Raw genomic sequence first — 25,892 nt, 5'->3', positions numbered from 1 at the left:
GGCGAGTTCTATAAAAAATGCAGGAGGCGAAAGCTATGGAAAATAAAATACCTCTCCTTGTCATTGCAGGGCCTACCGCCAGCGGAAAGACCGCCTGCGCAGTGGAGCTTGCAAAGATATATGACGGTGAGATAGTTTCCGCAGACTCTATGCAGATATATAAGGGTCTGAGCATCGCTACTGCCAAGCCTACCAAAGAGGAAATGCAGGGCGTGCCACATTATCTTATAGATTTTCTCGAGCCTGAGCAGGCTTTTTCCGTGGCAGATTATGTGAAGCTCGCAGGTGAGCGTATCAGAGAGATACACAGCCGTGGCAAAGTTCCTATTCTCTGTGGGGGAACAGGACTATATATAAGCTCACTTGTGAACAACGTGATCTTTGACGATACCGAAACGGACGGCTCAGTGAGAAAACGTCTTGAGGAGGAAGCCAAGACGCTGGGCGGTCACGCTTTGTGGGAAAGGCTCAGAGAGGTCGATCCCGAAACTGCGGAGAAAGTCCATGAGAACAACCTGCCAAGGGTCATACGAGGACTTGAAGTCTTTGAAACTACAGGTATACCGCTTTCACAGCATAAGGTGAACAGCCGTCGTGAGAAGTCGCCATATAACGCCTGCATTATCGGTCTTACAGCTTCCGACAGACAGTATCTCTATGACCGTATAAACCGCCGTGTTGATGTAATGGTGGAAAATGGACTTATAGAGGAGTGCAGAGTTTTTTATGACAGCTTTACCCCTGCTACAGCTTATCAGGCGATAGGCTATAAGGAGCTCGTGCCGTATTTTGAAGGCAAAGCTGAGCTTTGTGAATGCCTCGACAAAATCAAACAGGAAAGCCGTCATTATGCCAAAAGACAGCTTACTTGGTTTAGACGAGTTGACGGAATTCAGTGGGTGGAAACAGATAAATTTGATAGTTTTCAAAAAATTATAGAAAATATCAAAAATATTATAGCCAAATCGGAAATTATGTGATATAATATAATTTGAAAGATTTTATAGTAAAAAAAGCAATACATTGCTGTAAAAATTTTTAGGAGTGTTATTTATGAATAAGAATCTTAATCTTCAGGACGTTATACTCAACCAGATCAGAAAAGACAAGATAGCGTCTACTTTTATCCTTATGAACGGCTACCAGTTCAAAGGCGTTGTAAAGGGCTTTGACAGCTATGTTGTAGTTCTCGATTGCGAGGGCAAGCAGAACATAGTTTATAAGCATGCTATCTCAACTATCGTTCCGTCAAGATATATCAACGTTCTTGACGCCGCAGGCAATTCAGATATTTAAGAGGGCAGTAAAAATGAATTCTCTGACCGTTAAAATACTTACCGGTCTGCTTTCTGTGCTGATAATCACAACTATCGGCAGTCAGATATACAGTGCACTTACAGAGCGTCATGACACCGAGGAAGCTGTGCTTGTTACTATCAATGAGGATATTGCTTTTAAAGGCGTTATAATCAGAGATGAAAAAGTGGTCACCTATGACAGCGGCGGAGTTTTGGATTATACCTATTCCGACGGCAGTAAAATATCTGTTGGCAATACCATAGCGTCAGTTTATTCTTCTGAGGACGCTGTCACAGCGAAAAACAAGATAAAGATACTTGAAAGCGAGATAGCCGCCCTTGAAAGAGCACAAAATCCGGGTACAACTAATTATGTTCAGCCTGAAACGCTCAAAAGCAAGATAGATAAGGAATATAAGGAGCTTCTCTCATATTCTTCTCAGGATAATTTCTCTGAGTTTGCAAAAACAAGAGAGGATATGTCCCTTGTGATGAATATTTATAATATTGTCACAAAGACCGAGCAGAGCTATGACGAAAGGATAAGCCAGCTTCAGGCGAAAGTCAAGGAGCTGGAGGAACAGACCTCAGGCTCAGGAAAAACGATCACTGCTGACGAAACAGGCTATTTTGTTTCCTATGCAGACGGCTATGAGAGCGAGCTTACTATGGAGAACGCTTCCCAGCTCACTGACAAGGATATCCAAAAGGTCATCGACCGGCCTAGTAAGGACGCACCGAACGCCATTGGCAAAATGTTTTCCGACTATTCATGCAGGATAGCAGGGATCATGGAAAACGATAAAAGGATAACAGAGGGCGCATGGCTTAGAATGACGCTCAGTACCACAAAAAACATCTATGACGTTCAGGTGGAGTCTGTTAAGCCTTGTGAGGACGATGAGAACAAAGTGGTCGTCGTGCTTTCCTGTGACAGACTTGACGAAGCTCTTGTTGAGTCAAGAGTGCAGTCTGCGGAGCTTATCTTCGACGAGTATCAGGGCCTTAAAGTTCCAAGAAGTGCGATACGTTTTCAGGGCGATCAGAAGGGCGTTTATGTGATACTCGGCAAGGACGTTACCTTTAAGAAGATCAATGTTATTTACGAGGGCGATGATTATGTGCTCTCTGAAAATACCTCAAACGAGGATTATCTGCTGCTTTACGATCAAATTTTGTTAGAGGTGGTATCAGATGAAGATGTGCAGCAAAGTAGATCAGACAGCAACGCTGTCACCTCAGGATAATTATTTTCCGGAGGTTCTTGAAAACTGTAAGGAAATATGTTATAATGTAGAGAACGCCAAAGCAAAATGGCGTAAGCCTGACGAAGAAGTCAGGATAATGGCTGTCACAAAGACAGTGCCGCCTGAAAAGGTGAATTTCGCTGTGGCTCAGGGCTTTAAGCTGCTGGGCGAAAACAGGGTGCAGGAGTTTCTTTCCAAGAAGGAAGCTTACGATAAAAGTGCAGAAGTGCAGTTTATCGGACATTTGCAGACCAATAAGGTGAAATATATAATCAATGACGTTACTCTGATACAGTCTGTCGATAATCTGAAGCTTGCTCATGAGATAAGCAGGCTTGCAGTGAAGAATAATAAAACTATGAACGTCCTTGTGGAAATAAATATAGGCGACGAGGCTACTAAAAGCGGCGTTTCCGCTGAAATGGCTGAGGAGCTTGTAAGACAGACCGCACAGCTGCCTAACGTTTCCGTAAAGGGTCTTATGGCAATACCGCCTGTTGGCTCAGGGGAGGACGTTTTTGAAAAAATGCACGGTATCTTTCTTAGTGTAAAGGAAAAGGATATACCTAACGTGTCTATGGATATTCTCTCAATGGGAATGTCTGGGGACTATGAGCTTGCCATAAAGCATGGCTCAAATTTGGTGAGGATCGGAACAAAGCTTTTCGGAGCTAGAAAATATTTGGAGGATTGAAAATGGGTGCAATGCAGAAATTAAAAAATCTCTTTGTAGGCGAAGATGAACTAGAGCAGGAGGACGCAATGTATCAGCAGCCGGTGTATGAGAATAAAACAGAATACAACGAAGCACCAAAGAACACAGGTGCATATGGCAATAACGCACGTCCGGTAAGAATGGAGCAAACCACGACTTTGCAGATAGTTCTTGCAAGACCAAACGATTTTTCAGAGGTCAAGTCTATCGGCGGCGATATAAATGAGGGAAAGACAGTTCTTCTCAACCTGGAAACTGTCAAGAGCGAGGACGCAAAGAGAATACTTGACTTTATCTCAGGCGTTGCGTATGCAAATGGTGCAGACATCAAGATGATGGCTCAGAAAACATTCGCTATCATGCCTAGAAACGTTGGCTTCTCAGGAGTTGACCTTATGAGCGAGCTTGAAAATAACGGCTATAGCTTCTAAAAATGGCTCGTGCTAAATATCAGTTTTTGCCCGACCTGTCTGAGGACGATATCCGTCTGTTAGACAGAGTTTCCGATTGGATAATGGCGGCTGATGAAAAGTATATAACAAAGTTTTCTGCGTTTCTCGATGAAAGGCAGTGTCTGCTGTGCGAAAAACTCATGGCGTCTGTGAAATATGAGAATTATAGGCTTTGGGGCGGATATGAAAACGCCGCAAGGCGTATGCTGTGCGTCTATCCTGAATATGGCGAGGCAGAAAGTGAGGATTTTCCTATCACTGCAATTACACTGCTGTATCGCAAAGAGGATAAAATAACTCACAGAGATATCCTAGGCTCGCTTATGGGACTAAGAATAAAAAGAGACAGCGTTGGCGACATTCTTGTGGGAGAGGGAAAGTCAGCGGTGTTCCTGCGTTCTTCTGTGGCAGGCGAGGTTACAAGCGTCCTGACGAAGGTCGGCAGAGCAGGAGTGAAGCTTCAGGAGGGCTATGACGGCAGTATACATATTGAGCAGAAAACTCAGGAAATAAGCGGTACTGTGGCTTCCATGCGTGCAGATTGTATCTTAAGTCTTGCCGCAAGGATATCACGAGAAAAGTCAGCACAGCTTATAAAAAACGTGGGCATCGAAATAGACCATATGCCGAAAAATTCGCCGAAAATACTTCTTGAAGAGGGCTGTACATTTTCAGTGAGAGGATACGGAAAATTCAAGCTGCTTTCAGTTGACGGCACAACTAAAAAAGACAGAATACATATAACTTTAAATAAATTTGTGTAAAGATCACGGAGGTCCTAGTATGTTAAATCCAAATAATATTAAAGGAAAAACTTTTGATACCGAGAAAAACGGTTATTCAAAAGAAGACGTAAAAGAATTTCTCGGACAGGTAGCCGAGGATTATGCCGAAGTCGTAAAGGCAAATCAGGATACCGAAGCTAAGATAATCAAGCTCGTTGAGAAGATAAACGAGTACAGAGAGGACGAGGAAGCTATCCAGCAGGCTCTTGTCGTGGCTCAGAAAGAGTCAAATAAGATACTTACTGAGGCCAAAACTCAGGCTCACGATATGATCGAATCTGCCAAAACAGAGCAGGTAAGACTCGCAGAGCAGAGTGCCTCTGAGTGTGAGAGAATAGTTAAGGAGCATAAGGAAAAGTGCGCTGAGCTTATCAGAACTAATACCGAGATAACAGAAAAGAAGATAAATGAAGTAAGAGCCGCTTATGACGAGGAGCTTGTTAAGTTTGAGAACCTCAAGGCTGAGGTAACTCAGTTCAAGGCTGACCTTACTCAGCTTTATAATAAGCAGATAAGACTTATTATGGAAATTCCTGCGTCTGAGCCTGCCGAGGATACAGCAGAGGAGTATGAGGAAGAAGAAACAGTCGAGGAAACTCAGGAAGCTGCAGAGGAGCAGGCAGAGGAAACAGCCGAGCCGGAGGAAACTGTTGAGGCTGAATCTGCACCTGTTACTGATAGTGAGCACGTTGAGAAGATACTTAACACTGGTTCTTTCGACCCTGTTATACCAAAGACAGCTCCTGCTGAGCTTAAATTTGGTAAAAATAATTAATTCAAAGGCTCTGTTTTTCGCAGAGCCTTACTGTTCATAAATGGAGTAGGGAATAGATGTTTGTAATTTCGCTTGTTATCATGGCAGTTCTCGTTGCCGCCGACCAGCTCATAAAGCTTGCCGTGACAAATAACCTGCCGCTGAACGGTCAGCCTGTCGAGGTCATAAAGTTCGGTAGCTTTAAGGTGTTCAGCCTGACCCATATAAGAAACTCAGGAGCAGCATGGAGCATGATGTCAGGAAAGACCTGGTTTCTTATCGGTCTGCCTCTTGTCGTACTGATCGCGGCGGTGATCTATATGTATAAGATACGCAAAGGCTCAAAGCTGGAGCTTGTGTCGCTGGCTATGGTGCTTGCAGGCGGTATCGGCAACCTTATCGACAGAATAAGGGTAAAAGAAGTTGTGGACTATATCAAGTTCGAGCCTATCAATTTCCCTATCTTCAACTTTGCGGATATCTGTATCGTTATCGGCGGAATCTTGTTCGTTATCTGCTTCTGCTTTTTGGACGAAAAGAAAAAGCCGATCCGTGACGATATAAAGGTCAAAGACGAAAATGACAAAGCTTGATTTTATTGCCACTGCCGAGCAAACAGGCGAGCGTATCGACAGATTTTTGTCAGCGCAGGATACAGGTCTTACACGTTCCGCTGTGCAGAAGCTTATCGAGGACGGCGGCGTCACAGTTGGAGGCAAAAAAGTATCGAAAAATTATAAGCTGCATAATGGTGACAGCGTTGAGATAATTATTCCTGACCCCGTGGAGCTTGACGTCAAGCCACAGGATATCCCCGTGGAAATAGTCTATGAGGACAGCGAGCTGCTTGTGGTGAATAAACCTAAAGGCATGGTGGTGCACCCTGCCGCAGGCAATCCCGATGGCACCTTGGTGAACGCATTGCTTTATCATTGTCAGGGCAGGCTTTCTTCAATAAACGGCGTCATTCGCCCTGGGATAGTCCATAGGATAGACAAAAATACAAGCGGTCTGCTGATCGTTGCCAAGACCGACAGCGCACATAACTTTCTTGCGGCTCAGATAAAAGAGCATAGCTTTACAAGAGAGTATGAAGCTGTACTCACAGGCGGTCGCCTAAAGACCCCTACCGGCATAGTTGACGCACCTATCGGCAGAAGCAAATATGACAGAAAGAAAATGTGCGTGACAGAGCAAAACTCCAAGCACGCAGTTACCCATTATGAGGTGCTAGAGGAGTTAGGTCAGTATTCGCTGGTGAAATTCCGCCTTGAAACAGGCCGAACCCACCAGATAAGAGTACATTCCGCCTATATCGGTCACCCTGTCTACGGCGACGATGTTTACGGCAAAGCTGTAAAGGGAATCGAGGGGCAGTGCCTCCACGCAAAGAAAATTGGTTTTATACACCCTGCGACCAAGGAATATATGGAGTTTGACAGCGAATTGCCAGATTATTTTCAGGCGGTGCTGAAAAAACTCAGAGCAGGGAATTGACCCACGGAAGTGATTTTATGTTTGAAGATATATCAAAAGTCCTGCTTATAACGGATATGGACGGAACGTTCCTCCCTGCAAGCAAGATACCTACCCCGAAAACTCTCGCCGCTGTCAAGCGTTTTGAAGAGGCTGGGGGCAGATTCTCTATCGCTACAGGCAGAGCCATTCAGGCGGCTAGACAGTATTTTGACATGGTGAATGTGAATTGTCCTATCATAATGTCAAACGGTGGAATGGTCTACGATATCCATACAAAAGAGCAGATATATAACGTCTTTCTGCCAAGCTTTGCGGCGGATATCGTCAAGGAGATACTTGCCGATAATCCTTATGTTGGCTGTGAAGTGCTTACTGTCAACGAGGTCTATGTGCCAAGCATGACGCCTATGGAAAAGCGTCATAACGAGATCTGCAAGCTCATTCCCGTTCAGTGTGCCGTTGACGAGATACCTGACAAGAACTGGTATAAGGTGCTTTTTGCAGTTGAGCCTGAGCGTATGGACGAGCTTATAAACTATGTGGCAAAAAAAGGCTACAAAGGTGTAGATTTTGTGCGTTCAAGTATCGAGTATTACGAGATACTTCCACAGAATATATCAAAAGGTACGGCTCTTGAGGAGTTGAGAAAAGCTTGTGGCATGGATGATTTTACTTTCGTGGCAGCAGGCGACTATAATAATGATATTGAACTTCTTCAAGCGGCTGACGTGGCATATTGCCCGTCAAATGCGGCAGAGGAGGTCAAAAAGGTTGCGGATAAGGTCTTTGAGCAGTCCTGCGAGGAAGACTTCATAGCCGCAGTCATAGATGAAATTTTTGAAAAACTGAAGAAATAATATTTTTTGGAGGTCAAAAGTATGGACGAAACATTAAAGAAACAGCTTGAGATCACAGCCTGCAAGGTTCGTCTTGGAATACTCGAGGGAGTATTCAACGCAAAGTCGGGTCATCCGGGCGGATCGCTCTCCATAGCAGATCTGCTCACTTATCTCTATTTTGCCAAGATGAACGTATATCCTGATAAGCCGGAAGAGCCTGAGAGAGATAGACTCGTGCTTTCAAAGGGTCACACAGCACCTGCACTTTATGCAACTCTTGCAGAAAAAGGCTTTTTTCCAAAGGAGGAGCTGAAGTCCCTCAGACATATCGGTGCAATGCTTCAGGGTCACCCTTGTATCTCTATCCCTGGCGTAGATATGTCCTCTGGATCCCTTGGACAGGGCATTTCTGTTGCTTGCGGTATGGCACTTTCAGGCAAGCTCACAAGCGATACCTATAAGGTGTATACTATCCTTGGCGATGGTGAGATCGAAGAGGGTCAGGTATGGGAGGCTGCAATGTTCGCCGCTCATTATAAGCTTGATAACCTCGTTGCTGTTGTGGATAATAACGGACTTCAGATCGACGGAAAGATAGAGGACGTAATGTCGCCATATCCTATCGTTGACAAGTTTGCAGCATTTGGCTGGCACGTTATCACAGCCGACGCTCACGATTTTGACTCACTTGAAAAAGCATTCAACGAGGCAGAAACAGTATGCGGTCAGCCTTGCGTTATCGTAATGAAGAGTATCAAGGGCAAGGGCGTTTCATTTATGGAAAACAACGTTTCATGGCATGGTTCAGCACCTAACAAGGAGCAGTATGAGCAGGCTGTGGCAGAAATAAACGAACAGCTTAAAAGTCTGGAGGGTTAAGCAATGGCAGAATTGAAGAAGAAAGCTACAAGAGAAAGCTACGGCGAGGCTCTTGCAGAGCTTGGCGATAAGTACGATAACCTCTATGTTTTTGACGCAGACCTTGCTGCTGCAACAAAAACAGGTATATTCAAGAAGAAATTCCCTGACAGATTTTTTGACTGCGGTATCGCTGAGTCAAATATGATGGGCGTTGCAGCAGGTATGGCAGCAACAGGCAAGATACCATTTGCTTCTACATTTGCAATGTTCGCCGCAGGCAGAGCATTTGAGCAGGTTAGAAACTCTATCGGTTATCCTCACCTCAACGTGAAGATAGGTGCAACACACGCAGGTATCTCTGTAGGCGAAGACGGTGCAACACATCAGTGCAACGAGGATATCGCTCTTATGAGAACTATCCCTGGCATGGTGGTAATAAACCCTGCCGACGACGTTGAAGCAAAGGCTGCCGTTGAAGCCGCTATCCTCCATGAAGGTCCGGTTTATCTCCGTTTCGGCAGACTTGCCACACCTGTTTTTAACGACCCTGAAACATATAAGTTCGAGCTTGGCAAGGGCGTTAAGCTCCGTGACGGCAAGGATATAGCTATCGTTGCAACAGGTCTTATGGTTTATGAGGCTATCGAGGCTGCAAAAACACTGGCAGCTGAGGGTATCGAAGCAACAGTTATCAATATCCACACTATCAAGCCAATCGACGAGGATATCATCGTTGAAGCCGCAAAGAACACAGGACTTCTTCTCACAGTTGAGGAGCATAGCGTTATCGGCGGACTTGGCTCAGCCGTTGCAGACGTTCTTGCAGCAAGACACCCTGCAAAGCTTGTTAAGATCGGCGTTAATGACGAGTTCGGTCACTCAGGTCCGGCAGTTGATCTTCTTAAAGAATATGGCCTCTGCGCAGACAATATCGTTGCAAAGGCAAGAGATGCTGTTAAGGCAAAGTAATAAAAACACCAAACGGACGGATATCTTCCGTCCGTTTTTTTGTACACAAAAAAAGACACGCTTATGATCTCGTAAACGTGTCTTTTCTTATGCTTTTACAGTGCCTGCATGAGTGTCGATAATGTTGTTTATACATATGTAAAGATAAGGCTTAAGCTCGCCAATGTCCACAGGCTCGTTGTAAAGTATGGACGAGTAGCAGGTTGAGCTTACAAGCTCAACTATCATGAATATCATGACCTCAGGCTGAACAATATCATAAGGAGCGTCAGCAAGCATAGCGTCATAAATGTTGCGGAAGTCGATGTCATCGTCCTTTATAGGCGACGTAAGAGCGTGCTTGAAAACGCCCCAGCTAAGATTCTTTGCAATAAAAGTCAAAAGCGACTTGTTCTCGTTTAGCTGGTTGATGATGTTGTCAACAATAAAAATAATTCGTTCGTTAAATGTAAGCTTCTTGCCGCTCGCATTTAATGCCTCGATAGCGTTTCTGAAAAGCTGTGACGACTTGTGAGAAACAAGCTTGTTCCTTATGTCATATTTGTCCTTGAAATAAAGATAAAACGTCCCTTTCGCCACACCAGCGTTGTTCACGATGTCTGAAATAGAGGTCTTGCTCACTCCCTTGGTGGTAAAAAGACTAAAAGCCGTGTTAAGCAGAGAGTCCTCCTTTACCTTTTTATTGGTATCAAGCTTGCCCATTTTAACACGTCCTTCCTTATTATAATATATACAATTTGTATGCCACACATACACAGGTTTACTGTGGTTGACCTTAAATCTATTATAATACAAAACCGACTCAAAGTCAACGGAGCAAAATGACCAATAGTCACTTGTGACCGTTGGTCATTTTGTGCAACTCTACAAAAAGAATGACTAATGGTCATTTTACTATTGACTGTTGGTCATTTTTGATGTATACTATGAGATGTAATAAGACCGAAAGGTCAAAAACTATGTGAAGGGAATGACATTTGATGCAGAAATTTGGCAGAGGAGTTGTAAAGCTCCGAGTACCGATACTCATAGTCAGCGTTCTGTTGCTGATACCGTCAATATTCGGTTTTCTCAGCACAAGAATAAACTATGATATTCTTTCATACCTCCCGTCAGACATTGAAACCATGAAAGGTCAGGATATAATGCTTGACGAGTTCGGCAAGGGTGGCTTTTCGCTGGTAATGCTTGACGGCATGGAGGATAAGGACGTTGAAAAGGTCAAGGAGAAGATCGAAAAGGTAGACCACGTTTGCGATGTTCTCTGGTATGACACCCTGGCAGACGTTTCACTTCCAAAGGAAGTTCTTCCTGATGATATTTACGATTTCTTCAATACAGATAACTCCACAATGATGGCTGTCTTTTTTGACGAGGCGACCTCCGCTGACGGCTCACTTGAAGCTGTCAAGGAGATAAGAAGCATCGCCGGTGAACAGTGTTTCGTAAGCGGTATGTCGTCAGTCGTTGAGGATATCAAGGATCTGACAATGCAGGAAGCTCCGATGTATGTTGTTATCGCAGTAATACTTACAAGTATCATACTTGCACTTACAATGGATTCGTTCCTTATCCCACTGTTCTTTATGCTCAGCGTGGGCATGGCGATAGTCTATAACATGGGAACGAACTTCATACAAGGCGAGATATCGTTCATCACCGAAGCTCTTGCAGCCGTGCTTCAGCTTGCGGTAACGATAGACTACTCGATCTTCCTGTGGCACAGCTACAAAGAGGAGAAAGAAAAGCACCCTGGTGACAACAAAGAGGCAATGGCAGTGGCCATCGGCAAAACTATCACCTCAGTTGTTTCAAGCTCCATAACAACAGTTGCAGGTTTCCTTGCACTTTGCTTCATGAGCTACGAGCTTGGCATGGACATGGGTATCGTAATGGCAAAGGGCGTTGTTATTGGCGTTATCTGCTGCATAACAGTTCTCCCGTCAATGATACTTGTCTTCGATAAGGCACTTGAAAAAACAATGCACAAAGACCTTGTTCCAAGCCTTGAAAAGCCTTCAAAGTTCATTATCAAGCATCATGCAGCATTTATCGTACTCTTTATAGTTGTACTTATCCCTGCCATATATGGTCAGATAAACACCAATGTCTACTATAACCTGACAGATACTCTTCCAAAGGATCTCAACAGTGTTATCGCAAACACAAAGCTAGATGAGGAATACAACATGGCAACGACCCATATGCTCCTGGTTGACGCTGATATGAAGCCAAAGGAAGTAAACTCTATGCTCGACGAAATGGGCAAGGTTGATGGTGTAAGCTTCTCAATGTCACTGGATACTCTTATCGGTCCGTCTATCCCTCGTGAGATAGTTCCTGAGTCAGTAACAAAAATACTCAAGAGCGATAAATGGCAGCTTATGCTAATAGGTTCTGAATATAAGGTAGCTTCTGATGAAGAGAATGCCCAGATAGATGAGCTTAGCAAGATACTTAAATCCTACGATAAGGACGGAATGCTTATCGGTGAGGCGGCGGCAACAAAAGACCTTATCGACATAACAGATCATGACTTCAAGGTAGTAAATATAGTTTCTATCGCCGCTATCTTCATCATCATTCTTATTGCACTGCGTTCAGTTTCACTGCCTATCATTCTGGTAGCCGTTATCGAATTTGCTATCACAGTAAACATGGGTGTTCCGTGCTTTACAAATACAACGATACCGTTCATAGCGTCTGTAGTAATCGGTACTATCCAGCTTGGTGCAACAGTTGACTATGCTATCCTTATGACAACAAGATATAAGACCGAGCGTAACGCAGGCAAAGACAAACATGAAGCTGTCACTATCGCACTCAGCACTTCAATGAAGTCTATCATGGTCAGCGCACTTGGCTTCTTCGCTTCAACATTCGGCGTTGGCGTATATTCAAGCGTAGATATGATCTCACAGCTTTGTACGCTCATGTCAAGAGGTGCAATAATCAGTATGATAACTGTTATCTGCATACTTCCTTCAATGCTTATGCTGTTCGATAAGGTAATAATCAATACAACAATGGGCATGAAGAAAAAAGAAAATAAGCTTTATAAGCTTCCTGAAATAAACTAATTCGTAAAGGAGATATAGTTATGAAAAAGTATTCAAGAGTTCTTGCAGGCATACTTGCCGTACTTCTTTCCGCAGGCTGCACAGGTCTTTATGCAGCAGCTCAGTCAGACAGCTCTTCCGCTGCCGACAGCACTGCCTCAACAACAAAGAGCGAATCAGATAAAAAAGATACAAAAGATACAAAGAAAGCTGATAAGTCTGACAGTGATACAGAAAAGCAGGCTAAGGAAGAAACAGTTTATGTTATCACTGACGCTTCCGGCAACAAGACAAAAACAGTCGTTTCCAACTGGCTGAAAAATCCACAGGGCGTAAAGAAGCTGGAGGACGTTTCCGACCTGACAGATATCGAGAATGTTAAAACAGACGAGGGCTTTACAGCCAATGGTGATAAGCTCACATGGGATACCGAGGGCGGAGATATCTACTATAAGGGCTATACCGATAAGGCACTCCCGGTTGATGTAAAGGTAACATATACCCTTGACGGCAAGGAGATAAAGCCTGAGGACCTCGCAGGCAAGAGCGGTAAGCTTACAGTAAGATATGACTATACGAACAACGATAAGAAAACTGTCAAGATAAACGGCAAGAAAACAGATATCTATGTTCCATACCTTATGGCAACAACAGCTATCCTTGATACTAACGTTTATTCAAACGTTGAAGTAACAAATGGCAAGCTCATTTCAGACGGAAGCAGACAGATACTTATAGGCGTTGCAATGCCTGGCCTTACAAAGAGCCTTGATCTTCAGGATAACGAAGATATCGAGATACCGGAGTATGTTGAGTTCACAGCAGACGTAAAGGACTTCGAGTCAACAACTGCTCTCACAGTCGCAACATCTGACATCTTCTCAAAGCTTGACCTTAGCGATATTGGTGATGCTGACGATCTTCAGGATAAGCTTGATGAGCTTTCTGATGCTACAGACGAGCTTGTAGACGGTACAGCAGAGCTTTACGCAGGCATCAAGAAGCTGTCCGATTCCTCAGGAACACTTATCACAGGTATCGACAAGCTTTATTCAGGCTCTAAGTCACTTGACGATGGTGCAAAGACACTTAACAGCGGTGCAACAAAGCTTCGTGACGGAGCAAAGACCCTTGATTCTTCAACAGGTGAGCTTATGAGAGGTATCTCCACAGCTCATAGTGGTTCAACAGCCCTCCTCGGTGGTTTTGATCAGGTAAACAGTGGTATGTCAACCTTGAAGAATGGCTCATCATCACTTTCAAGCGGACTTTCACAGGTATCCTCAGGCGCAAAGCAGGTAAATAACGGTGCTGCAAGCCTTGCCGCAGGCACAAATAAGCTTGTTACAGGTGTAGGCGACCTCCAGACAGGCTCTAAAAACCTTGCCGCAGGCACAAAGCAGACCTATGACGGTTCAACTGCACTGAAAAAAGGCGTTGCAACACTTAATGCAGGCGTTTCCACACTCTATGAAAAGGTGCAGTCACTTCCTGCAAGCGTTGAACTTCTTTCAAATGGCATAACAAAGGTAGATAACGCACTTACACAGTCTATCGCATATGACCAGCAGGTACTCGCAGGACTTGAGCAGCTTCTCGGCAATTACGAAGAAGGCTCAGCAGAGTATACGAGCATAAGCAATATGATAGCAGCCGTAAATGGCTCTATCCAGTATCAGCAGGGCGCACAGAGCGGCCTTGGCGATGTTTCAACAGGTGTCGGCACAATGGCTACCGAGGGCAAACAGCTTGTTGACGGCGTAACTCAGATATACAATGGTCTTAACGATAAGAAGAAAGGTCTTGTCGCAGGCGTTGATAATTTGAATACAGGACTTAAAACAGTAAACGAGGGTGCTTCTGCACTTAAAACCGGTATCGGCACACTTGCTAAGTCCAGCAAGGATCTTAACAATGGTGCAGCTACACTCTCCGCAGGCACAAAGAACCTCTCCGCAGGAGTTAACTCAGCACAGGCAGGCGCAAGCAAGCTTGATAAGGGCGTTGACAGCCTGAACTCAGGCGTATCAAAGCTTTCAAACGGTGCAAAAACTCTTGACAGCGGTCTTGGTCAGCTTGACAACGGCAGCAAGCAGCTAAAAGACGGTACTGCAACACTCTATTCATCACTTGTAGAGCTTGCACAGGGTACAACAACACTTTCAAGCGGCAGTGCAGAGCTGTTCAGCGGTATCGGTCAGCTCAAAGACGGCAGCTCACAGCTTTCATCTGGTGTTAAGAAACTTGAAAGCGGTGCAAAGACCCTTAAAGACGGCATGGCTAAGTATAAGGACGAGGGCATCGGCAAGCTCCTTGACATCTACAACAACGACCTCAAGGGACTTATCGACAGACTTGACGCTCTCAAGACAGCAGCCGAGGATTCAACAACATTCTCAGGCGCAGCCGATGGCGTTGAAAGCTCAGTTAAGTATATTTACGAAACTGCGGCTATTGAAAAAGCAGACGAGTAATTTTTACTTCCCACACATAGCAAAGACCCCCTTGGACAGAAATGTCCGAGGGGGTCTTTGTATTTATAAACGTATTATCTGTACAAAAAAAACGGACGGAATCTCTCCGCCCGTTTTATATATCCTACTGTCTTAGATAAACACCGTTTTCTTCGATGTAGTCCTCCATGTCCTGCTTGTATTCAAGATCAAGAGAATCTTTAGGAAGTGCCTTGAGTGCTTTCTGACCAATGTCTTTTCTGAAATGCTCTCCCTCGAACTTTATCTTGGAAACAGCCTCGTAAGACTTGTCCAGTGCACCCTGAAGCGTGTAAGCATTGCAGGTAACACCAAGAACACGTCCGCCGTTTGTGTAAAACTTGCCGTCCTCGTACTTAGTGCCTGCGTGATAAATAAACGCTCCGTCTACCTGACCCTTGTCGTCCATACCGAACATCTCGATACCCTTTTTGTACTTAACAGGATATCCTCCGCTCGCCATAACAACACAAGTGCAGTAACCCGACTTCCAGCCGATCTTGACATCAGCCAGCCTGTGTTCATAAATAGCCTCAAATATCTCGCAAAGATCGCCCTCCAGCATAGGAAGAACTACCTGCGTTTCAGGGTCGCCGAAACGGCAGTTGTATTCAATTACCTTTGGACCATTAGGGGTGAGCATAAGTCCGAAATACAAACAGCCCTCAAAAGTCCTGCCCTCAGCATTCATTGCATTGATAGTCGGCAGGAAGATCTTCTCCATGCACTCCTTGGCAATGTCCTCAGTGTAGTAAGGGTTAGGTGCAACAGTACCCATTCCGCCTGTGTTAAGACCCTTGTCGCCGTCCAAAGCCCTCTTGTGATCCATTGAAGAGATCATAGGAACAACAGTCTTGCCGTCAGTGAATGAAAGCACAGAAACCTCAGGACCTGTGAGATATTCCTCCACAACGATAGTGGAACTGCTCTCACCGAACTGCTTGTCGTCTATCATTGAGTGTATAGCCTCCACAGCCTCTTTCTCACTCTCCGCCAGAATAACGCCCTTGCCAAGTGCAAGTCCGTCAGCCTTTATAACAGCAGGGTATGTGTTCTGTTCCTTGACATATTTTATAGCGTCCTCACTGTTTGTGAACACCTCGTATTTGGCTGTAGGAATATTGTATTTCTTCATAAGATCCTTAGAAAAGACCTTTGAACCCTCGATTATAGCCGCATTTTTCTTAGGACCAAAGGTCTTGAAACCCTCAGCCTGCAAAGCGTCTACCATTCCAAGTACAAGCGGATCGTCAGGTGCAACAGCCACCATGTCTACTTTAAGCTTCTTTGCCAGAGCCACAACGCCCTCGATATCCGTTGCCGTAACATCAAAACATTCTGCATAGCGTGAAATGCCACCGTTTCCGGGTGTGCAGTAAAGCTTTCCTACCTTAGGGGACTCCGCAAGCTTCATAACGATAGCGTGTTCACGTCCGCCTCCGCCAACAACTAATATGTCCATTTTCAGACCTCCTCAGTGTGTTTTTCCAATTATAACAATACCGCACACCTATGCTGTGCGGTATCGTCATTTATTTACTTCGTATATTATTACTTAAGCTCAAAGCTGTCAAGAACTGTCTTGAACTCGTCAGAAAGCTTGCTGTAAGCGTTCTCGCTTGCACCATATGTGATAACAACAAGGTTGCCGTTGTCAGAAGTGATTATCTGATTGAGCAGTACCTTCTGTGAGCCGATCTCGCCAGTTACGTCAACAATGTAAGCGTCCTTGCCTGCAAACTTATCTTCCTTGTCGTTTGTAACAGTGTAGCCGTCCATGGAATTATATGTTTGCTTGATCTGGTCAGCATAATCACTTGCTGTAAGACCATTGAGCAGATCGTTTGACATTGAGATAACGTTGATAGAAGCAGACTCAAGCTCAGCATCATCGCCTGCGTCAGCGTATGTGAACATTACGTCAACACCAGCGGACTCCTGCATTGCCCACTTCTTTGAGTCTATCTTGAATGAGTAAAGATCGCTTGTGTAAACGTCATTCTCATATGTGCCTTTAGCCTCGTCGCCAGTGCTTGTTGTGTCGTCAGCAGAAGTTGTTGTGTCAGCAACTGACTCCTCAGGTGCAGCAGTTGTAGTTGTTGTGTCAGCCTTAGACTCGACAGCAGGTGCGGCTGTAGTTGTAGTAGTTGTTGTTTTAGCCTCCGCCTTTGACTCGTTCTCAGAATCATTTGACTCTGAGCAGCCTGTAACTGCGAATACCATTGACAGTGCCATGAGTGATGCAAGTAACTTTTTCATAATAAATTTCTCCTTTTTTTCTTGACCTTTATTGTTTTGCATTAATGCACAAAAATTAGTGATGGAACAATCTTATTCCAGTGAATGCCATTGCCATGTTGTACTTGTTGCAAGTCATGATAACATGATCGTCCCTGATAGATCCGCCTGGCTCGGCAATGTAAGCCACACCGCTCTTTTTAGCTCTCTCGATGTTGTCGCCGAATGGGAAGAAAGCGTCAGAACCAAGGCAAACGCCTGTGTTCTTTGCAAGCCATTCCTTCTTTTCAGCCTCAGTGAGCACCTCAGGCTTTACCTTGAATGTGTTCTGCCATACGCCCTCAGCCAGTACATCATCATGCTCGTCAGAAATGTAAACGTCGATAGCGTTATCTCTGTCAGGACGTCTTATATTGTCAACGAACTGAAGTCCCAGAACCTTTGGGTGCTGTCTGAGCCACCAGATGTCAGCCTTGTTTCCTGCCAGTCTTGTGCAGTGTATTCTTGACTGCTGACCTGCACCGATACCGATAGCCTGACCGTCCTTTACATAGCAAACGCTGTTAGACTGTGTGTATTTAAGTGTGATAAGTGAGATAACAAGATCAGTTTTCTTGTCCTCAGGGATCTCCTTGTTGTCTGTCACGATATTTGTGAGCATATCGTTGTCTATTTTCAGCTCGTTTCGACCCTGTTCAAAAGTTACGCCGAAAACCTGTTTTCTCTCAATAGGTGCAGGAACATAGTTCTCATCTATCTTGATGATGTTGTATGTACCCTTTCTCTTTGACTTGAGTATCTCAAGAGCCTCGTCAGTGTAGCCCGGTGCAATGATACCGTCAGAAACCTCTCTCTGTATCATCTTTGCAGTGCAAGCGTCACACTCGTCAGAAAGTGCGATAAAATCGCCGTATGATGACATTCTGTCAGCACCTCTTGCTCTCGCATAAGCGCTTGCAAGTGGAGTAAGCTCGCCCAGATCGTCAACAAAATATATCTTCTTTTCCACCTCGCTCAAAGGCTTGCCAATAGCAGCGCCCGCAGGTGAAACGTGCTTGAAAGAAGTTGCCGCACACATACCTGTTGCCTTTTTAAGCTCTCTTACCAACTGCCAGCCGTTGAATGCGTCAAGCAGATTGATGTAACCGGGCTTGCCGTTGAGTACCTCGATAGGGAGATCCTTGCCATCCTCCATAAATACTCTTGACGGCTTCTGATTAGGGTTGCAGCCGTATTTCAAAAGCATTTCATTTGCCATAATTTTTACCTCCTGTTTATATGAATAAGCCTTAGTTCATTGCAAATATTGCCACTCCTGCCATTACTGCCACAAGCAGTACCGCAGCGAATGAGATATAGAAAAGCAGTATGAGCTTGCCCTTGCTTTTCTCCTTAACGTCCCACTTCTTCGAGGGGATACTAGGTCTTGTCACACCCATTATTATCGGCATGATGAGCAGATATCCAAGCATACCGAGTATAAGGTTTATGCTCGGCGTATCGTCCATATTCTTCATGAGCAGAAAAATAGGTATCACAATAAGAATGTGCGCCAGCACCATGAATACTCGCCATATCCTGCGCTGTTTTATCTTTTTGTCCCTTATGCCGTTGAGTTCTTCCTCAGAAGCTTTTCTCTTTAGAAATTCTTCCTGCCTGAGCCTTACTTCTTCAAGCTTCGCCTCATCAACTATCTTGACCGTTCTGGTGCCGTCGTCAATGTAGTTATGAGTGCCGCAGTAAGGGCAGTAGACGATCTTCTTATCGTCCTCTATCGTTATTTCACCGCCGCAGTTTTTGCACTGAAGTGCGATAAGTTCCAACTTGCTCCCCCCTGACTATTTGATGAAACGTAAGTAAAGCTTGCCCACTCCGAAGAATATCGCAGTGAACGTGATGTAGAAAAGCACCGCAGTTTTTATCCTGCCCATGCCCCCAGCGTTCCTCGGTTTAATAAGCGCCATTATCACAGGCAGAGCCACCCATAAGCATATGGAAGCGATTATTGCAAATACAGACTGATACATCACCGCACCGCTGAATACAAGCGTGAATATAACGTGCAAAACGATGCAAGCTATTATCCACCCCTGCTTCTGTGAAGCGTTCTTGTATCTGCCGCTCGCCTCCTCGTCACGAAGCTTCTGGTCAAAGTCTGATACCTCTTTATTGAGCTTTATCTCTTTGAGCCTTGCTTCGTCAATGACGTTTATTATCCTGTTTCCGTCATCGAGCAGTATCTGCGATCCGCAGTATTTGCAGAACGTCTTTTTCTGTCCCTCGTGAACTTCAAGCTCGCCGCCGCATTTGGGACATTTTAATGCAACTAACTCCATTTTTTCTATACTCCTGCTTCGCTTTAGGGATATTACTTGCTGTACTTATTTATAACCTTAGAAACAGCCTTGCCGCTTGCGATATCAATGTATCTAACAAACAGCGAAACCTTGTTGTCCTCGTTGAGAGCCTCCCAAAGCTTGCCCGTGAACTCTTCGATATCATTTGGTATCTCTACCTTCTTAGGCTCGCCCTCAAAGCTTGGCAGAGGATTTCCGTCACCCATGTAAGTGTGGATAAAATGACCCACGCCGTCAAGAGGGTCAGTGTATGTATAAGTAAATCTCTCACAGCAATCAGGATCTCCGTCAGCAGATTTGAGTATGCTCATAGCATAATTATATGCGCCGTTCTCAACGTGCATGATACCTGAAATACGAGGAGTGTAGTTTGGAGCGTCGTCCTCATACTGTCTCGTCCTCAGTGACTGCTCAAAAGTCTGCTGCTTGTCCATAAGCTCGTAGATAGTGTCCGTCTGATCGCCGTTTGTAACGATAGTCTTGTTTCCAAGCACACGAACAGGGGAGTATATAATAAGGTGTGGGTCAGAAAGCTTGCTAGGGTCAGCAGCTTCTGTCTTTATGCCGTCCTCAGTTTCCGTGAAAACTCTGTTTCTGGAATTAACACTTCTGCCCATGATAAAATAAGCCGTTACCGCACTCTTTCCGTCAGCAGACTTGCCTATAACTATTCCTCTGCCCGGATATGAGTTGCTTTTAAGCTCGTCATAAATATTAAGGGTCTTCATATCTTGTCCTCCATAATTTTTCTCAGTCTTTAAGGTCAACGTAAGCCTTGCCGTCCTTAATGCTTATCCTGTCCTCGCAGAACAGCGAAACCGCCTTAGGCAAAAGCTTCCATTCAACGTTTTCCATTATCTTCTTCTGTAAACTTTCAGGCGTTTCGTCATTTGCAACATCTACAGCACCCTGCAAAATTATCGCTCCGGCGTCAGCCTTTTCGTTTACAAAATGTATAGTCGCACCCGATACCTTTACGCCGTATTCAAGAGCCTTTTCATGAACTCTAAGTCCGTAAAAGCCCTCACCGCAGAATGACGGTATAAGCGCAGGGTGAACGTTTATTATCCTGTAAGGATAAGCCTTTGTGACGCACTCGTCAAGAATGACCATAAATCCGGCCAGCACCACAAGGTCAGCACCTTGTCTGTTAAGCTCAGCCAGAATAGCCTCGCTGTAACTCTTGCTGTCAGCATATTCCTTTCTCGGAATAACGACAGTGCTGATACCTGCATTTTTCGCCCTCTCCAGAGCATAAGCACCCTCCTTCGAGGATATAACGCAGGTTATCTTGCCGTTTTTTATAATGCCGCTTTTTTCAGCGTCAATAAGCGCCTGTAAGTTTGTTCCGCCGCCCGAAACAAGCACGCATATCTTCTTCATATCTCTTTACCCTTAGCAGATGATAACGCCCATGTCAGAGTCAACAAGCTCGCCCAGAACGTAAGCTTCTTCGCCTGCCGCCTTGATAGCTTCGATAGCCTTGTCAGCGTCAGCCTTGTCAACAACAACTGTCATACCAACGCCCATGTTGAATGTGTTGAACATATCTCTCTCAGGAATGTTTCCTGTCTTTGCGATAACGTCGAAAATAGGAAGCACCTGAACGTCGCTTCTTGCTATCTTAACAGAAAGACCGCTTGGAAGTGAACGTGGAATGTTCTCATAGAATCCGCCGCCTGTGATGTGAGATATAGCCTTTACCTTAACAGAATCAAGCAGGCTCATAACAGCCTTTACATATATCTTTGTAGGTGTGAGAAGTGTCTCGCCAAGTGTCTTGCCAAGCTCGTCATAGTGAACAGAAAGAGTCTTTTCGTCAACGCTGAATACCTTTCTTACCAGTGAGAAGCCGTTTGAGTGTACACCGCTTGACTTGATAGCTATCATAACGTCCCCGGCCTTCTGAGTGCTTGGGTCAAGTATCTTGTCCTTGTCAACAACGCCAACAGAGAAGCCTGCAAGGTCATATTCGTCAACAGGGTAGAAACCAGGCATCTCAGCCGTTTCGCCACCGATAAGCGCACAGCCTGACTGTACACAGCCCTCTGCTACGCCAGAAACTATCTGAGCTATCTTCTCAGGATAGTTCTTGCCAACAGCGATGTAGTCAAGGAAAAACTGTGGCTTTGCACCGCAGCAGATAATGTCGTTTACGCACATTGCCACGCAGTCGATACCAACTGTGTCATGCTTGTCCATAAGAAAAGCTATCTTGAGCTTTGTGCCAACGCCGTCTGTGCCTGAAACGAGAACAGGCTTTGTGATACCTGTCATGTCAAGCTCAAACAGACCGCCGAAGCCGCCGATGCCGCTGAGAACACCGCTCGTCATGGTCCTTGCAACGTGCTGCTTCATAAGCTCAACTGCCTTGTAGCCTGCCGTTACGTCAACGCCTGCTTCCTTGTAGCTGTTTGAAAAACTGTTTGTATTCATGATAAAATATCCTTTCAGTTATTTACTTCTTTTCCGATATCTTCGATTCAAATTTGTCCTTAGGCATATCCTTAGGAACTTCGATAGGGTATTTCTCTGTAAAGCAGCCTACGCAGAAATCACACTTTGAATTTCCCGCAAGCTTTTTAACGCTTTCAACACTGAGATATCCCAAGCTGTCTGCACCGATATATTCGCATATTTCTTCATTGGTCATCTTGCAGGCGATAAGATTTTCCTTGCTGTCTATATCCGTTCCGAAATAGCATGGTGCAATGAATGCAGGGGAGGAGATACGAACGTGAACTTCCTTTGCACCTGCGTCCCTCAGCAGCTTGACTATACGTCCCGAAGTCGTTCCTCTGACGATACTGTCGTCTATCATAACGACCCTCTTGCCCTTAACAGTGCTTGAAATAGCGTTGAGCTTTATCTTGACGGAGTTCGTCCTCTCTGTTTGGCTAGGCTGAATGAACGTCCTGCCTATGTATCTGTTCTTGATAAATCCAATGCCGTATGGTATGCCGCTTTCCTGAGAAAATCCCAGCGCAGCGTCAAGTCCCGAGTCAGGCACGCCTATGACGATATCAGCGTCAACAGGGTGTTCTCTCCAAAGATATTTTCCTGCCCTGAGCCTTGCCATGTGAACGCTCGATCCCTCGATAACAGAGTCAGGTCTAGCAAAATATACATATTCAAATACGCATATAGTACCCTTTTTACCACAGTGAGTCGTGATAGAGTTCACACCGTTTTTGTCAATAACTATCATTTCACCTGGTTTAAGATCTCTTATGTATTCAGCGCCGATGCTGTCAAAAGCACAGGTCTCCGACGCTACCACATAGCCGTCGTCTATCTTTCCGAGGCAAAGGGGTCTGAAGCCGTCAGGATCTCTCGCCGCAATAAGCTTTGTCGGCGACATAACGAGCAGCGAATACGCACCCTTTATCCTGTACATAGCCTTTTCAAGAGCCGCCTGTATAGACGGTGCTCTAAGACGTTCCTCGGTTATGGCGTATGATATGACCTCAGTATCATTTGTGCTGTGGAATATCATGCCCTTGTTTTCATATTGCTCTCTAAGTTCTCTTGCGTTAGTAAGATTGCCGTTGTGAGCGATAGCCATAGGACCTTTTATGTGACGAACAACAAGCGGCTGAGCGTTTGAAGCATTGCAGTTGCCTGTAGTCGAATATCTCACATGACCTATAGCAATATTGCCCTTGCCGAGCCGTTCGAGAGTTTCCTTGTCAAAAACCTGATTGACAAGACCCACGTCCTTGTGATAGCTGAACACGCCGTCGTCGTTTACAACGATACCGCAGCTTTCCTGACCTCTGTGCTGTAAAGCGTAAAGAGATACATAAGTCTGAGCCGCAACATCGCTTGTCTTGTTAGTATAAATGCCGAAAACGCCGCATTCTTCATGGATACCTGTTACCAATTAAATCATTCCCTTCCGTTCCAGCAGTAGGTGCAAAGCTCACAGCTTGGCAGACCCACAGCCTTTACAGTGCCTTCAAGCGACTGGAATTCAACAGAGGTAAGCTTAAGTCTTCTGCATATCTCGTCCCTGAGGAGCTTGCCACGCTCAGTGCTTGAATCGCTGTATTCTTCAATGTATTTAACTCCCTCGATACCCTCGTTCTCATCAATGATCTGTCTTGCGATAAGTTCAAGCTCCGAGGTGCTGCGTGAAAAGTTTAGATACTTGCAGCCATACATGATAGGAGGACAGGCTGATCTCATGTGGACTTCCTTTGCACCGTTCTCATAAAGAAACTCAACAGTTTCCCTCATCTGAGTTCCTCTGACGATACTGTCGTCAACGAACAGAAGCTTCTTGCCCTCGATAAGTTCGTGAACAGGTATAAGCTTCATCTTCGCAACTCTGTTTCTCATAGACTGGCTTGTTGGCATAAAGCTTCTAGGCCATGTAGGAGTGTATTTGATGAACGGTCTTGCAAAAGGTATGCCGCTTTTGTTTGCATATCCTATAGCGTGAGGAACGCCCGAATCAGGTATTCCGCAAACGAAATCAACGTCAGGCAGCCTGCCGTTTTTCATATCGTTCTCTGCCATTATCTCACCGTTGCGTGTTCGCATAAGTTCAACGTTCACGCCCTCATAGCAAGCGGTAGGGTAGCCGTAATAAGTCCAAAGGAAAGTGCAGATCTTTTTCTTGTCTGTACCTTCGCTGAGGATATTGTAGCCGTCCTTGGTTATCTCAGTTATCTCTCCCGCCTTTAGTTCATGACAGGTGGAGTATCCAAGCTTCTGATATGCAAATGATTCAAAAGAAAAGCAATATCCGTCAGAACGCTGTCCTATTATAATAGGAAGCCGTCCGTCCTTATCTCTGGCAACGATCATCGACTTGTCTGTCATTATTGCAAGTGACATCGTGCCTTCTATCTTGTCCTGTGCGTATCTTATGCCGTCAACAAAGCTGTCCTTCTGTGCGATCAGCGCACCGATAAGCCCTGCGGAATTGATAGAGCCGCTGCTCATTGTTTCAAAGTTTGCGCAGCCCTTTTCAAGCAGTTCGTCAGCCAGTTTAGCGGCATTTTGTATTACACCGATAGAGCACACTGCGTAAAGTCCTAACTTCGAGCGTACCATTATCGGCTGAGGATCTGTGTCGCTTATGCAGCCGATACAGATGTTTCCTCTCATTTTGTCAACGTCTTTTTCAAATTTAGTACGAAATGGTGAGTTTTCAATGCTGTGAATATTTCTCTGAAAGCCAAGCTCAGGGGAGAATGAAGTCATTCCGCCCCGCCTTGTGCCTAAGTGTGAATGATAGTCGGTCCCGAAGAAAACGTCCTGAATACAGTCATTAGCTGAAACAGCTCCGAAAAAACCGCCCATAGATATTATTCTCCCATTACTCTCTTTATCATCTCATGGTAAGCCTCTTCAACGCCGCCCATGTCTCTTCTGAATCTGTCCTTGTCGAGCTTCTCATGTGTCTTAGAATCCCAGAAACGGCAAGTATCAGGTGAGATCTCGTCAGCAAGAAGTATCTTTCCGTGGAATCTGCCGAACTCGATCTTGAAGTCGATAAGGTCAATGCCGATGTTCTTGAAGAAGCCAAGCATGAACTCATTTACCTTGAAAGCATACTTTGTGATATCCTCGATCTCTTCCTCAGTAGCAAGACCAAGACCAAGAGCATAATACTTGTTGATGAATGGGTCGCCAAGCTCGTCGCACTTGTAGCTGAACTCAAGTGTAGGCTGCTTGAGCTTTGTGCCTTCCTCGATACCGAGCTTCTTTGAGAAGCTTCCTGCTGCAACGTTTCTTACGATAACTTCCAGCGGAACGATCTCGACCTTCTTAACGATAGTCTCTCTGTCAGAGATCTCCTCAACAAGATGAGTAGGGATACCCTCTTTTTCAAGAAGCTTGAACATATAGTTTGTCATTTTGTTATTGATAGCACCCTTGCCAACGATAGTGCCTTTCTTCTCGCCGTTGAAAGCAGTAGCGTCGTCCTTGTAGTCAACGATAACAAGATCAGGATCGTTAGTAGCGAATACTTTCTTAGCCTTGCCCTCATAGAGCTGTTCTGTCTTTACGATGTTTTCCATAGATTTATTCCTCCATAAAATTATTTACATTATTTATATGATATACCGAAAACATATCCACTGCCGTTTCAATATGTAGGAGCGAACATCGTTCGCCCGCCGACAGCAAAACTTCCCCAATATATCAAATATAACATACAGCCGAGCTATATGTCTGTATCAAAAATCAAAGTGCAGCGAGCTTGTCCTGCAAAGCCTTGTCCTTAGCCACAACGCCGTCTATCATGTCTTTCTTAGCCTTTTCAAGCTTTTCAGCCAGTCCCTCATCAGAAAGAGCCAGCATCTGGATAGCAAGGATAGCAGCATTTTTAGCAC

Annotated in this window: 26 protein-coding genes; 14 read left to right on the top strand and 12 right to left on the bottom strand. The window is 44.9% G+C overall.

Annotated elements, in window-relative coordinates:
* The first annotated feature begins 35 nt into the window (after nucleotides 1-35).
* The 12 genes from miaA to QVO88_RS04645 all read left to right on the top strand — a co-directional run bounded on the left by miaA (nucleotide 36) and on the right by QVO88_RS04645 (nucleotide 9,399).
* Nucleotides 36-980, top strand: a complete 945-nt coding sequence (miaA, locus tag QVO88_RS04700) for a tRNA (adenosine(37)-N6)-dimethylallyltransferase MiaA (protein ID WP_022287371.1) — start codon at nucleotides 36-38, stop codon at nucleotides 978-980.
* Nucleotides 981-1,053: 73 nt separating this feature from the next.
* The gene (hfq, locus tag QVO88_RS04695) at nucleotides 1,054-1,296 is read left to right on the top strand and encodes an RNA chaperone Hfq (RefSeq protein WP_022287370.1); all 243 of its coding nucleotides are present in this window, start codon (nucleotides 1,054-1,056) and stop codon (nucleotides 1,294-1,296) included.
* Nucleotides 1,297-1,309: 13 nt separating this feature from the next.
* Nucleotides 1,310-2,545, top strand: a complete 1,236-nt coding sequence (locus QVO88_RS04690; RefSeq protein WP_022287369.1) for an HlyD family efflux transporter periplasmic adaptor subunit — start codon at nucleotides 1,310-1,312, stop codon at nucleotides 2,543-2,545.
* Entirely contained in the window at nucleotides 2,493-3,239 is a 747-nt protein-coding gene (locus QVO88_RS04685) for a YggS family pyridoxal phosphate-dependent enzyme (protein ID WP_022287368.1), read from the top strand. The genes QVO88_RS04690 and QVO88_RS04685 overlap by 53 nt, the downstream gene beginning before the upstream one ends.
* Nucleotides 3,240-3,241: 2 nt before the next feature.
* A complete protein-coding gene (locus tag QVO88_RS04680) occupies nucleotides 3,242-3,691 on the top strand; it encodes a cell division protein SepF (protein WP_022287367.1) in 450 nt (149 codons plus the stop codon).
* A gap of 2 nt (nucleotides 3,692-3,693) precedes the next feature.
* Nucleotides 3,694-4,476 carry an RNA-binding protein gene (locus QVO88_RS04675; protein WP_022287366.1) on the top strand — a complete coding sequence of 261 codons (783 nt, stop codon included), beginning with the start codon at nucleotides 3,694-3,696 and terminating at the stop codon, nucleotides 4,474-4,476.
* Nucleotides 4,477-4,495: 19 nt separating this feature from the next.
* Nucleotides 4,496-5,272, top strand: coding sequence for a DivIVA domain-containing protein (locus QVO88_RS04670; protein WP_022287365.1), 777 nt, complete (start codon nucleotides 4,496-4,498; stop codon nucleotides 5,270-5,272).
* A 56-nt stretch (nucleotides 5,273-5,328) separates the two neighbouring features.
* The gene (gene lspA / locus QVO88_RS04665) at nucleotides 5,329-5,844 is read left to right on the top strand and encodes a signal peptidase II (RefSeq protein WP_022287364.1); all 516 of its coding nucleotides are present in this window, start codon (nucleotides 5,329-5,331) and stop codon (nucleotides 5,842-5,844) included.
* Nucleotides 5,831-6,748, top strand: a complete 918-nt coding sequence (locus QVO88_RS04660; protein WP_022287363.1) for an RluA family pseudouridine synthase — start codon at nucleotides 5,831-5,833, stop codon at nucleotides 6,746-6,748. Before lspA ends, QVO88_RS04660 begins: the two co-directional genes overlap by 14 nt.
* 17 nt (nucleotides 6,749-6,765) lie before the next feature.
* On the top strand, nucleotides 6,766-7,587 hold the full coding sequence (locus tag QVO88_RS04655) for an HAD family hydrolase (protein ID WP_022287362.1): 822 nt from the start codon (nucleotides 6,766-6,768) through the stop codon (nucleotides 7,585-7,587).
* A 21-nt stretch (nucleotides 7,588-7,608) separates the two neighbouring features.
* The gene (locus QVO88_RS04650; RefSeq protein WP_022287361.1) at nucleotides 7,609-8,448 is read left to right on the top strand and encodes a transketolase; all 840 of its coding nucleotides are present in this window, start codon (nucleotides 7,609-7,611) and stop codon (nucleotides 8,446-8,448) included.
* A gap of 3 nt (nucleotides 8,449-8,451) precedes the next feature.
* A complete protein-coding gene (locus tag QVO88_RS04645; RefSeq protein ID WP_022287360.1) occupies nucleotides 8,452-9,399 on the top strand; it encodes a transketolase family protein in 948 nt (315 codons plus the stop codon).
* An 87-nt stretch (nucleotides 9,400-9,486) separates the two neighbouring features.
* Here QVO88_RS04645 and QVO88_RS04640 read toward each other — a convergent pair whose 3' ends face one another.
* Entirely contained in the window at nucleotides 9,487-10,101 is a 615-nt protein-coding gene (locus QVO88_RS04640) for a TetR/AcrR family transcriptional regulator (protein ID WP_022287359.1), read from the bottom strand.
* Nucleotides 10,102-10,379: 278 nt separating this feature from the next.
* On the opposite strand from QVO88_RS04640, the gene QVO88_RS04635 reads away from it, so the two are divergent.
* Both QVO88_RS04635 and QVO88_RS04630 read left to right on the top strand, forming a co-directional pair.
* Nucleotides 10,380-12,479 (top strand): RND family transporter, encoded by a 2,100-nt coding sequence (locus tag QVO88_RS04635; RefSeq protein ID WP_022287358.1) that lies wholly within the window; start codon nucleotides 10,380-10,382, stop codon nucleotides 12,477-12,479.
* A gap of 20 nt (nucleotides 12,480-12,499) precedes the next feature.
* Complete coding sequence (locus tag QVO88_RS04630) at nucleotides 12,500-14,932, top strand: hypothetical protein (protein WP_022287357.1); 2,433 nt, start codon at nucleotides 12,500-12,502, stop codon at nucleotides 14,930-14,932.
* A gap of 124 nt (nucleotides 14,933-15,056) precedes the next feature.
* Here QVO88_RS04630 and purD read toward each other — a convergent pair whose 3' ends face one another.
* From purD to purC, 11 genes are all read right to left on the bottom strand, one after another.
* Nucleotides 15,057-16,412: a phosphoribosylamine--glycine ligase gene (gene purD, locus QVO88_RS04625; protein WP_022287356.1), complete on the bottom strand. Its 1,356-nt coding sequence runs from the start codon at nucleotides 16,410-16,412 to the stop codon at nucleotides 15,057-15,059.
* An 89-nt stretch (nucleotides 16,413-16,501) separates the two neighbouring features.
* On the bottom strand, nucleotides 16,502-17,209 hold the full coding sequence (locus QVO88_RS04620; RefSeq protein WP_022287355.1) for a PsbP-related protein: 708 nt from the start codon (nucleotides 17,207-17,209) through the stop codon (nucleotides 16,502-16,504).
* 55 nt (nucleotides 17,210-17,264) lie between these two features.
* Nucleotides 17,265-18,446, bottom strand: a complete 1,182-nt coding sequence (locus QVO88_RS04615) for a phosphoribosylaminoimidazolecarboxamide formyltransferase (protein ID WP_022287354.1) — start codon at nucleotides 18,444-18,446, stop codon at nucleotides 17,265-17,267.
* Between the two features lie 31 nt (nucleotides 18,447-18,477).
* The gene (locus QVO88_RS04610) at nucleotides 18,478-19,011 is read right to left on the bottom strand and encodes a hypothetical protein (RefSeq protein ID WP_022287353.1); all 534 of its coding nucleotides are present in this window, start codon (nucleotides 19,009-19,011) and stop codon (nucleotides 18,478-18,480) included.
* Between the two features lie 15 nt (nucleotides 19,012-19,026).
* Nucleotides 19,027-19,524, bottom strand: coding sequence for a zinc ribbon domain protein (locus QVO88_RS04605; RefSeq protein ID WP_022287352.1), 498 nt, complete (start codon nucleotides 19,522-19,524; stop codon nucleotides 19,027-19,029).
* A 32-nt stretch (nucleotides 19,525-19,556) separates the two neighbouring features.
* Nucleotides 19,557-20,273, bottom strand: a complete 717-nt coding sequence (locus QVO88_RS04600; RefSeq protein ID WP_022287351.1) for an IMP cyclohydrolase — start codon at nucleotides 20,271-20,273, stop codon at nucleotides 19,557-19,559.
* Between the two features lie 22 nt (nucleotides 20,274-20,295).
* Nucleotides 20,296-20,928, bottom strand: a complete 633-nt coding sequence (gene purN / locus QVO88_RS04595; protein ID WP_022287350.1) for a phosphoribosylglycinamide formyltransferase — start codon at nucleotides 20,926-20,928, stop codon at nucleotides 20,296-20,298.
* 12 nt (nucleotides 20,929-20,940) lie between these two features.
* A complete protein-coding gene (purM, locus tag QVO88_RS04590; RefSeq protein WP_022287349.1) occupies nucleotides 20,941-21,981 on the bottom strand; it encodes a phosphoribosylformylglycinamidine cyclo-ligase in 1,041 nt (346 codons plus the stop codon).
* 22 nt (nucleotides 21,982-22,003) lie between these two features.
* The gene (gene purF / locus QVO88_RS04585; protein WP_022287348.1) at nucleotides 22,004-23,428 is read right to left on the bottom strand and encodes an amidophosphoribosyltransferase; all 1,425 of its coding nucleotides are present in this window, start codon (nucleotides 23,426-23,428) and stop codon (nucleotides 22,004-22,006) included.
* A 5-nt stretch (nucleotides 23,429-23,433) separates the two neighbouring features.
* A complete protein-coding gene (locus tag QVO88_RS04580; protein ID WP_022287347.1) occupies nucleotides 23,434-24,855 on the bottom strand; it encodes an amidophosphoribosyltransferase in 1,422 nt (473 codons plus the stop codon).
* 5 nt (nucleotides 24,856-24,860) lie between these two features.
* Nucleotides 24,861-25,577, bottom strand: a complete 717-nt coding sequence (gene purC / locus QVO88_RS04575; RefSeq protein ID WP_022287346.1) for a phosphoribosylaminoimidazolesuccinocarboxamide synthase — start codon at nucleotides 25,575-25,577, stop codon at nucleotides 24,861-24,863.
* Nucleotides 25,578-25,892 lie beyond the last annotated feature (315 nt).

The sequence above is a fragment of the Ruminococcus sp. CAG:57 genome (assembly GCF_000435935.1).
In the GTDB taxonomy this organism is placed as follows: domain Bacteria; phylum Bacillota; class Clostridia; order Oscillospirales; family Ruminococcaceae; genus Hominimerdicola; species Hominimerdicola aceti.
The sequence above is the reverse complement of the archived record's forward strand: the minus strand, read 5'-3'. Positions and strand labels throughout refer to the sequence as shown.

What these genes read in the sequence shown, in the direction of transcription:
- miaA (WP_022287371.1), top strand. Translation starts at nt 36, where the DNA reads ATGGAAAATAAAATACCTCTCCTTGTCATTGCAGGGCCTACCGCCAGC.
- hfq (WP_022287370.1), top strand. Translation starts at nt 1,054, where the DNA reads ATGAATAAGAATCTTAATCTTCAGGACGTTATACTCAACCAGATCAGA.
- QVO88_RS04690 (WP_022287369.1), top strand. Translation starts at nt 1,310, where the DNA reads ATGAATTCTCTGACCGTTAAAATACTTACCGGTCTGCTTTCTGTGCTG.
- QVO88_RS04685 (WP_022287368.1), top strand. Translation starts at nt 2,493, where the DNA reads ATGAAGATGTGCAGCAAAGTAGATCAGACAGCAACGCTGTCACCTCAG.
- QVO88_RS04680 (WP_022287367.1), top strand. Translation starts at nt 3,242, where the DNA reads ATGGGTGCAATGCAGAAATTAAAAAATCTCTTTGTAGGCGAAGATGAA.
- QVO88_RS04675 (WP_022287366.1), top strand. Translation starts at nt 3,694, where the DNA reads ATGGCTCGTGCTAAATATCAGTTTTTGCCCGACCTGTCTGAGGACGAT.
- QVO88_RS04670 (WP_022287365.1), top strand. Translation starts at nt 4,496, where the DNA reads ATGTTAAATCCAAATAATATTAAAGGAAAAACTTTTGATACCGAGAAA.
- lspA (WP_022287364.1), top strand. Translation starts at nt 5,329, where the DNA reads ATGTTTGTAATTTCGCTTGTTATCATGGCAGTTCTCGTTGCCGCCGAC.
- QVO88_RS04660 (WP_022287363.1), top strand. Translation starts at nt 5,831, where the DNA reads ATGACAAAGCTTGATTTTATTGCCACTGCCGAGCAAACAGGCGAGCGT.
- QVO88_RS04655 (WP_022287362.1), top strand. Translation starts at nt 6,766, where the DNA reads ATGTTTGAAGATATATCAAAAGTCCTGCTTATAACGGATATGGACGGA.
- QVO88_RS04650 (WP_022287361.1), top strand. Translation starts at nt 7,609, where the DNA reads ATGGACGAAACATTAAAGAAACAGCTTGAGATCACAGCCTGCAAGGTT.
- QVO88_RS04645 (WP_022287360.1), top strand. Translation starts at nt 8,452, where the DNA reads ATGGCAGAATTGAAGAAGAAAGCTACAAGAGAAAGCTACGGCGAGGCT.
- QVO88_RS04640 (WP_022287359.1), bottom strand. Translation starts at nt 10,101, where the DNA reads ATGGGCAAGCTTGATACCAATAAAAAGGTAAAGGAGGACTCTCTGCTT.
- QVO88_RS04635 (WP_022287358.1), top strand. Translation starts at nt 10,380, where the DNA reads ATGCAGAAATTTGGCAGAGGAGTTGTAAAGCTCCGAGTACCGATACTC.
- QVO88_RS04630 (WP_022287357.1), top strand. Translation starts at nt 12,500, where the DNA reads ATGAAAAAGTATTCAAGAGTTCTTGCAGGCATACTTGCCGTACTTCTT.
- purD (WP_022287356.1), bottom strand. Translation starts at nt 16,412, where the DNA reads ATGGACATATTAGTTGTTGGCGGAGGCGGACGTGAACACGCTATCGTT.
- QVO88_RS04620 (WP_022287355.1), bottom strand. Translation starts at nt 17,209, where the DNA reads ATGAAAAAGTTACTTGCATCACTCATGGCACTGTCAATGGTATTCGCA.
- QVO88_RS04615 (WP_022287354.1), bottom strand. Translation starts at nt 18,446, where the DNA reads ATGGCAAATGAAATGCTTTTGAAATACGGCTGCAACCCTAATCAGAAG.
- QVO88_RS04605 (WP_022287352.1), bottom strand. Translation starts at nt 19,524, where the DNA reads ATGGAGTTAGTTGCATTAAAATGTCCCAAATGCGGCGGCGAGCTTGAA.
- QVO88_RS04600 (WP_022287351.1), bottom strand. Translation starts at nt 20,273, where the DNA reads ATGAAGACCCTTAATATTTATGACGAGCTTAAAAGCAACTCATATCCG.
- purN (WP_022287350.1), bottom strand. Translation starts at nt 20,928, where the DNA reads ATGAAGAAGATATGCGTGCTTGTTTCGGGCGGCGGAACAAACTTACAG.
- purM (WP_022287349.1), bottom strand. Translation starts at nt 21,981, where the DNA reads ATGAATACAAACAGTTTTTCAAACAGCTACAAGGAAGCAGGCGTTGAC.
- QVO88_RS04580 (WP_022287347.1), bottom strand. Translation starts at nt 24,855, where the DNA reads ATGGGCGGTTTTTTCGGAGCTGTTTCAGCTAATGACTGTATTCAGGAC.
- purC (WP_022287346.1), bottom strand. Translation starts at nt 25,577, where the DNA reads ATGGAAAACATCGTAAAGACAGAACAGCTCTATGAGGGCAAGGCTAAG.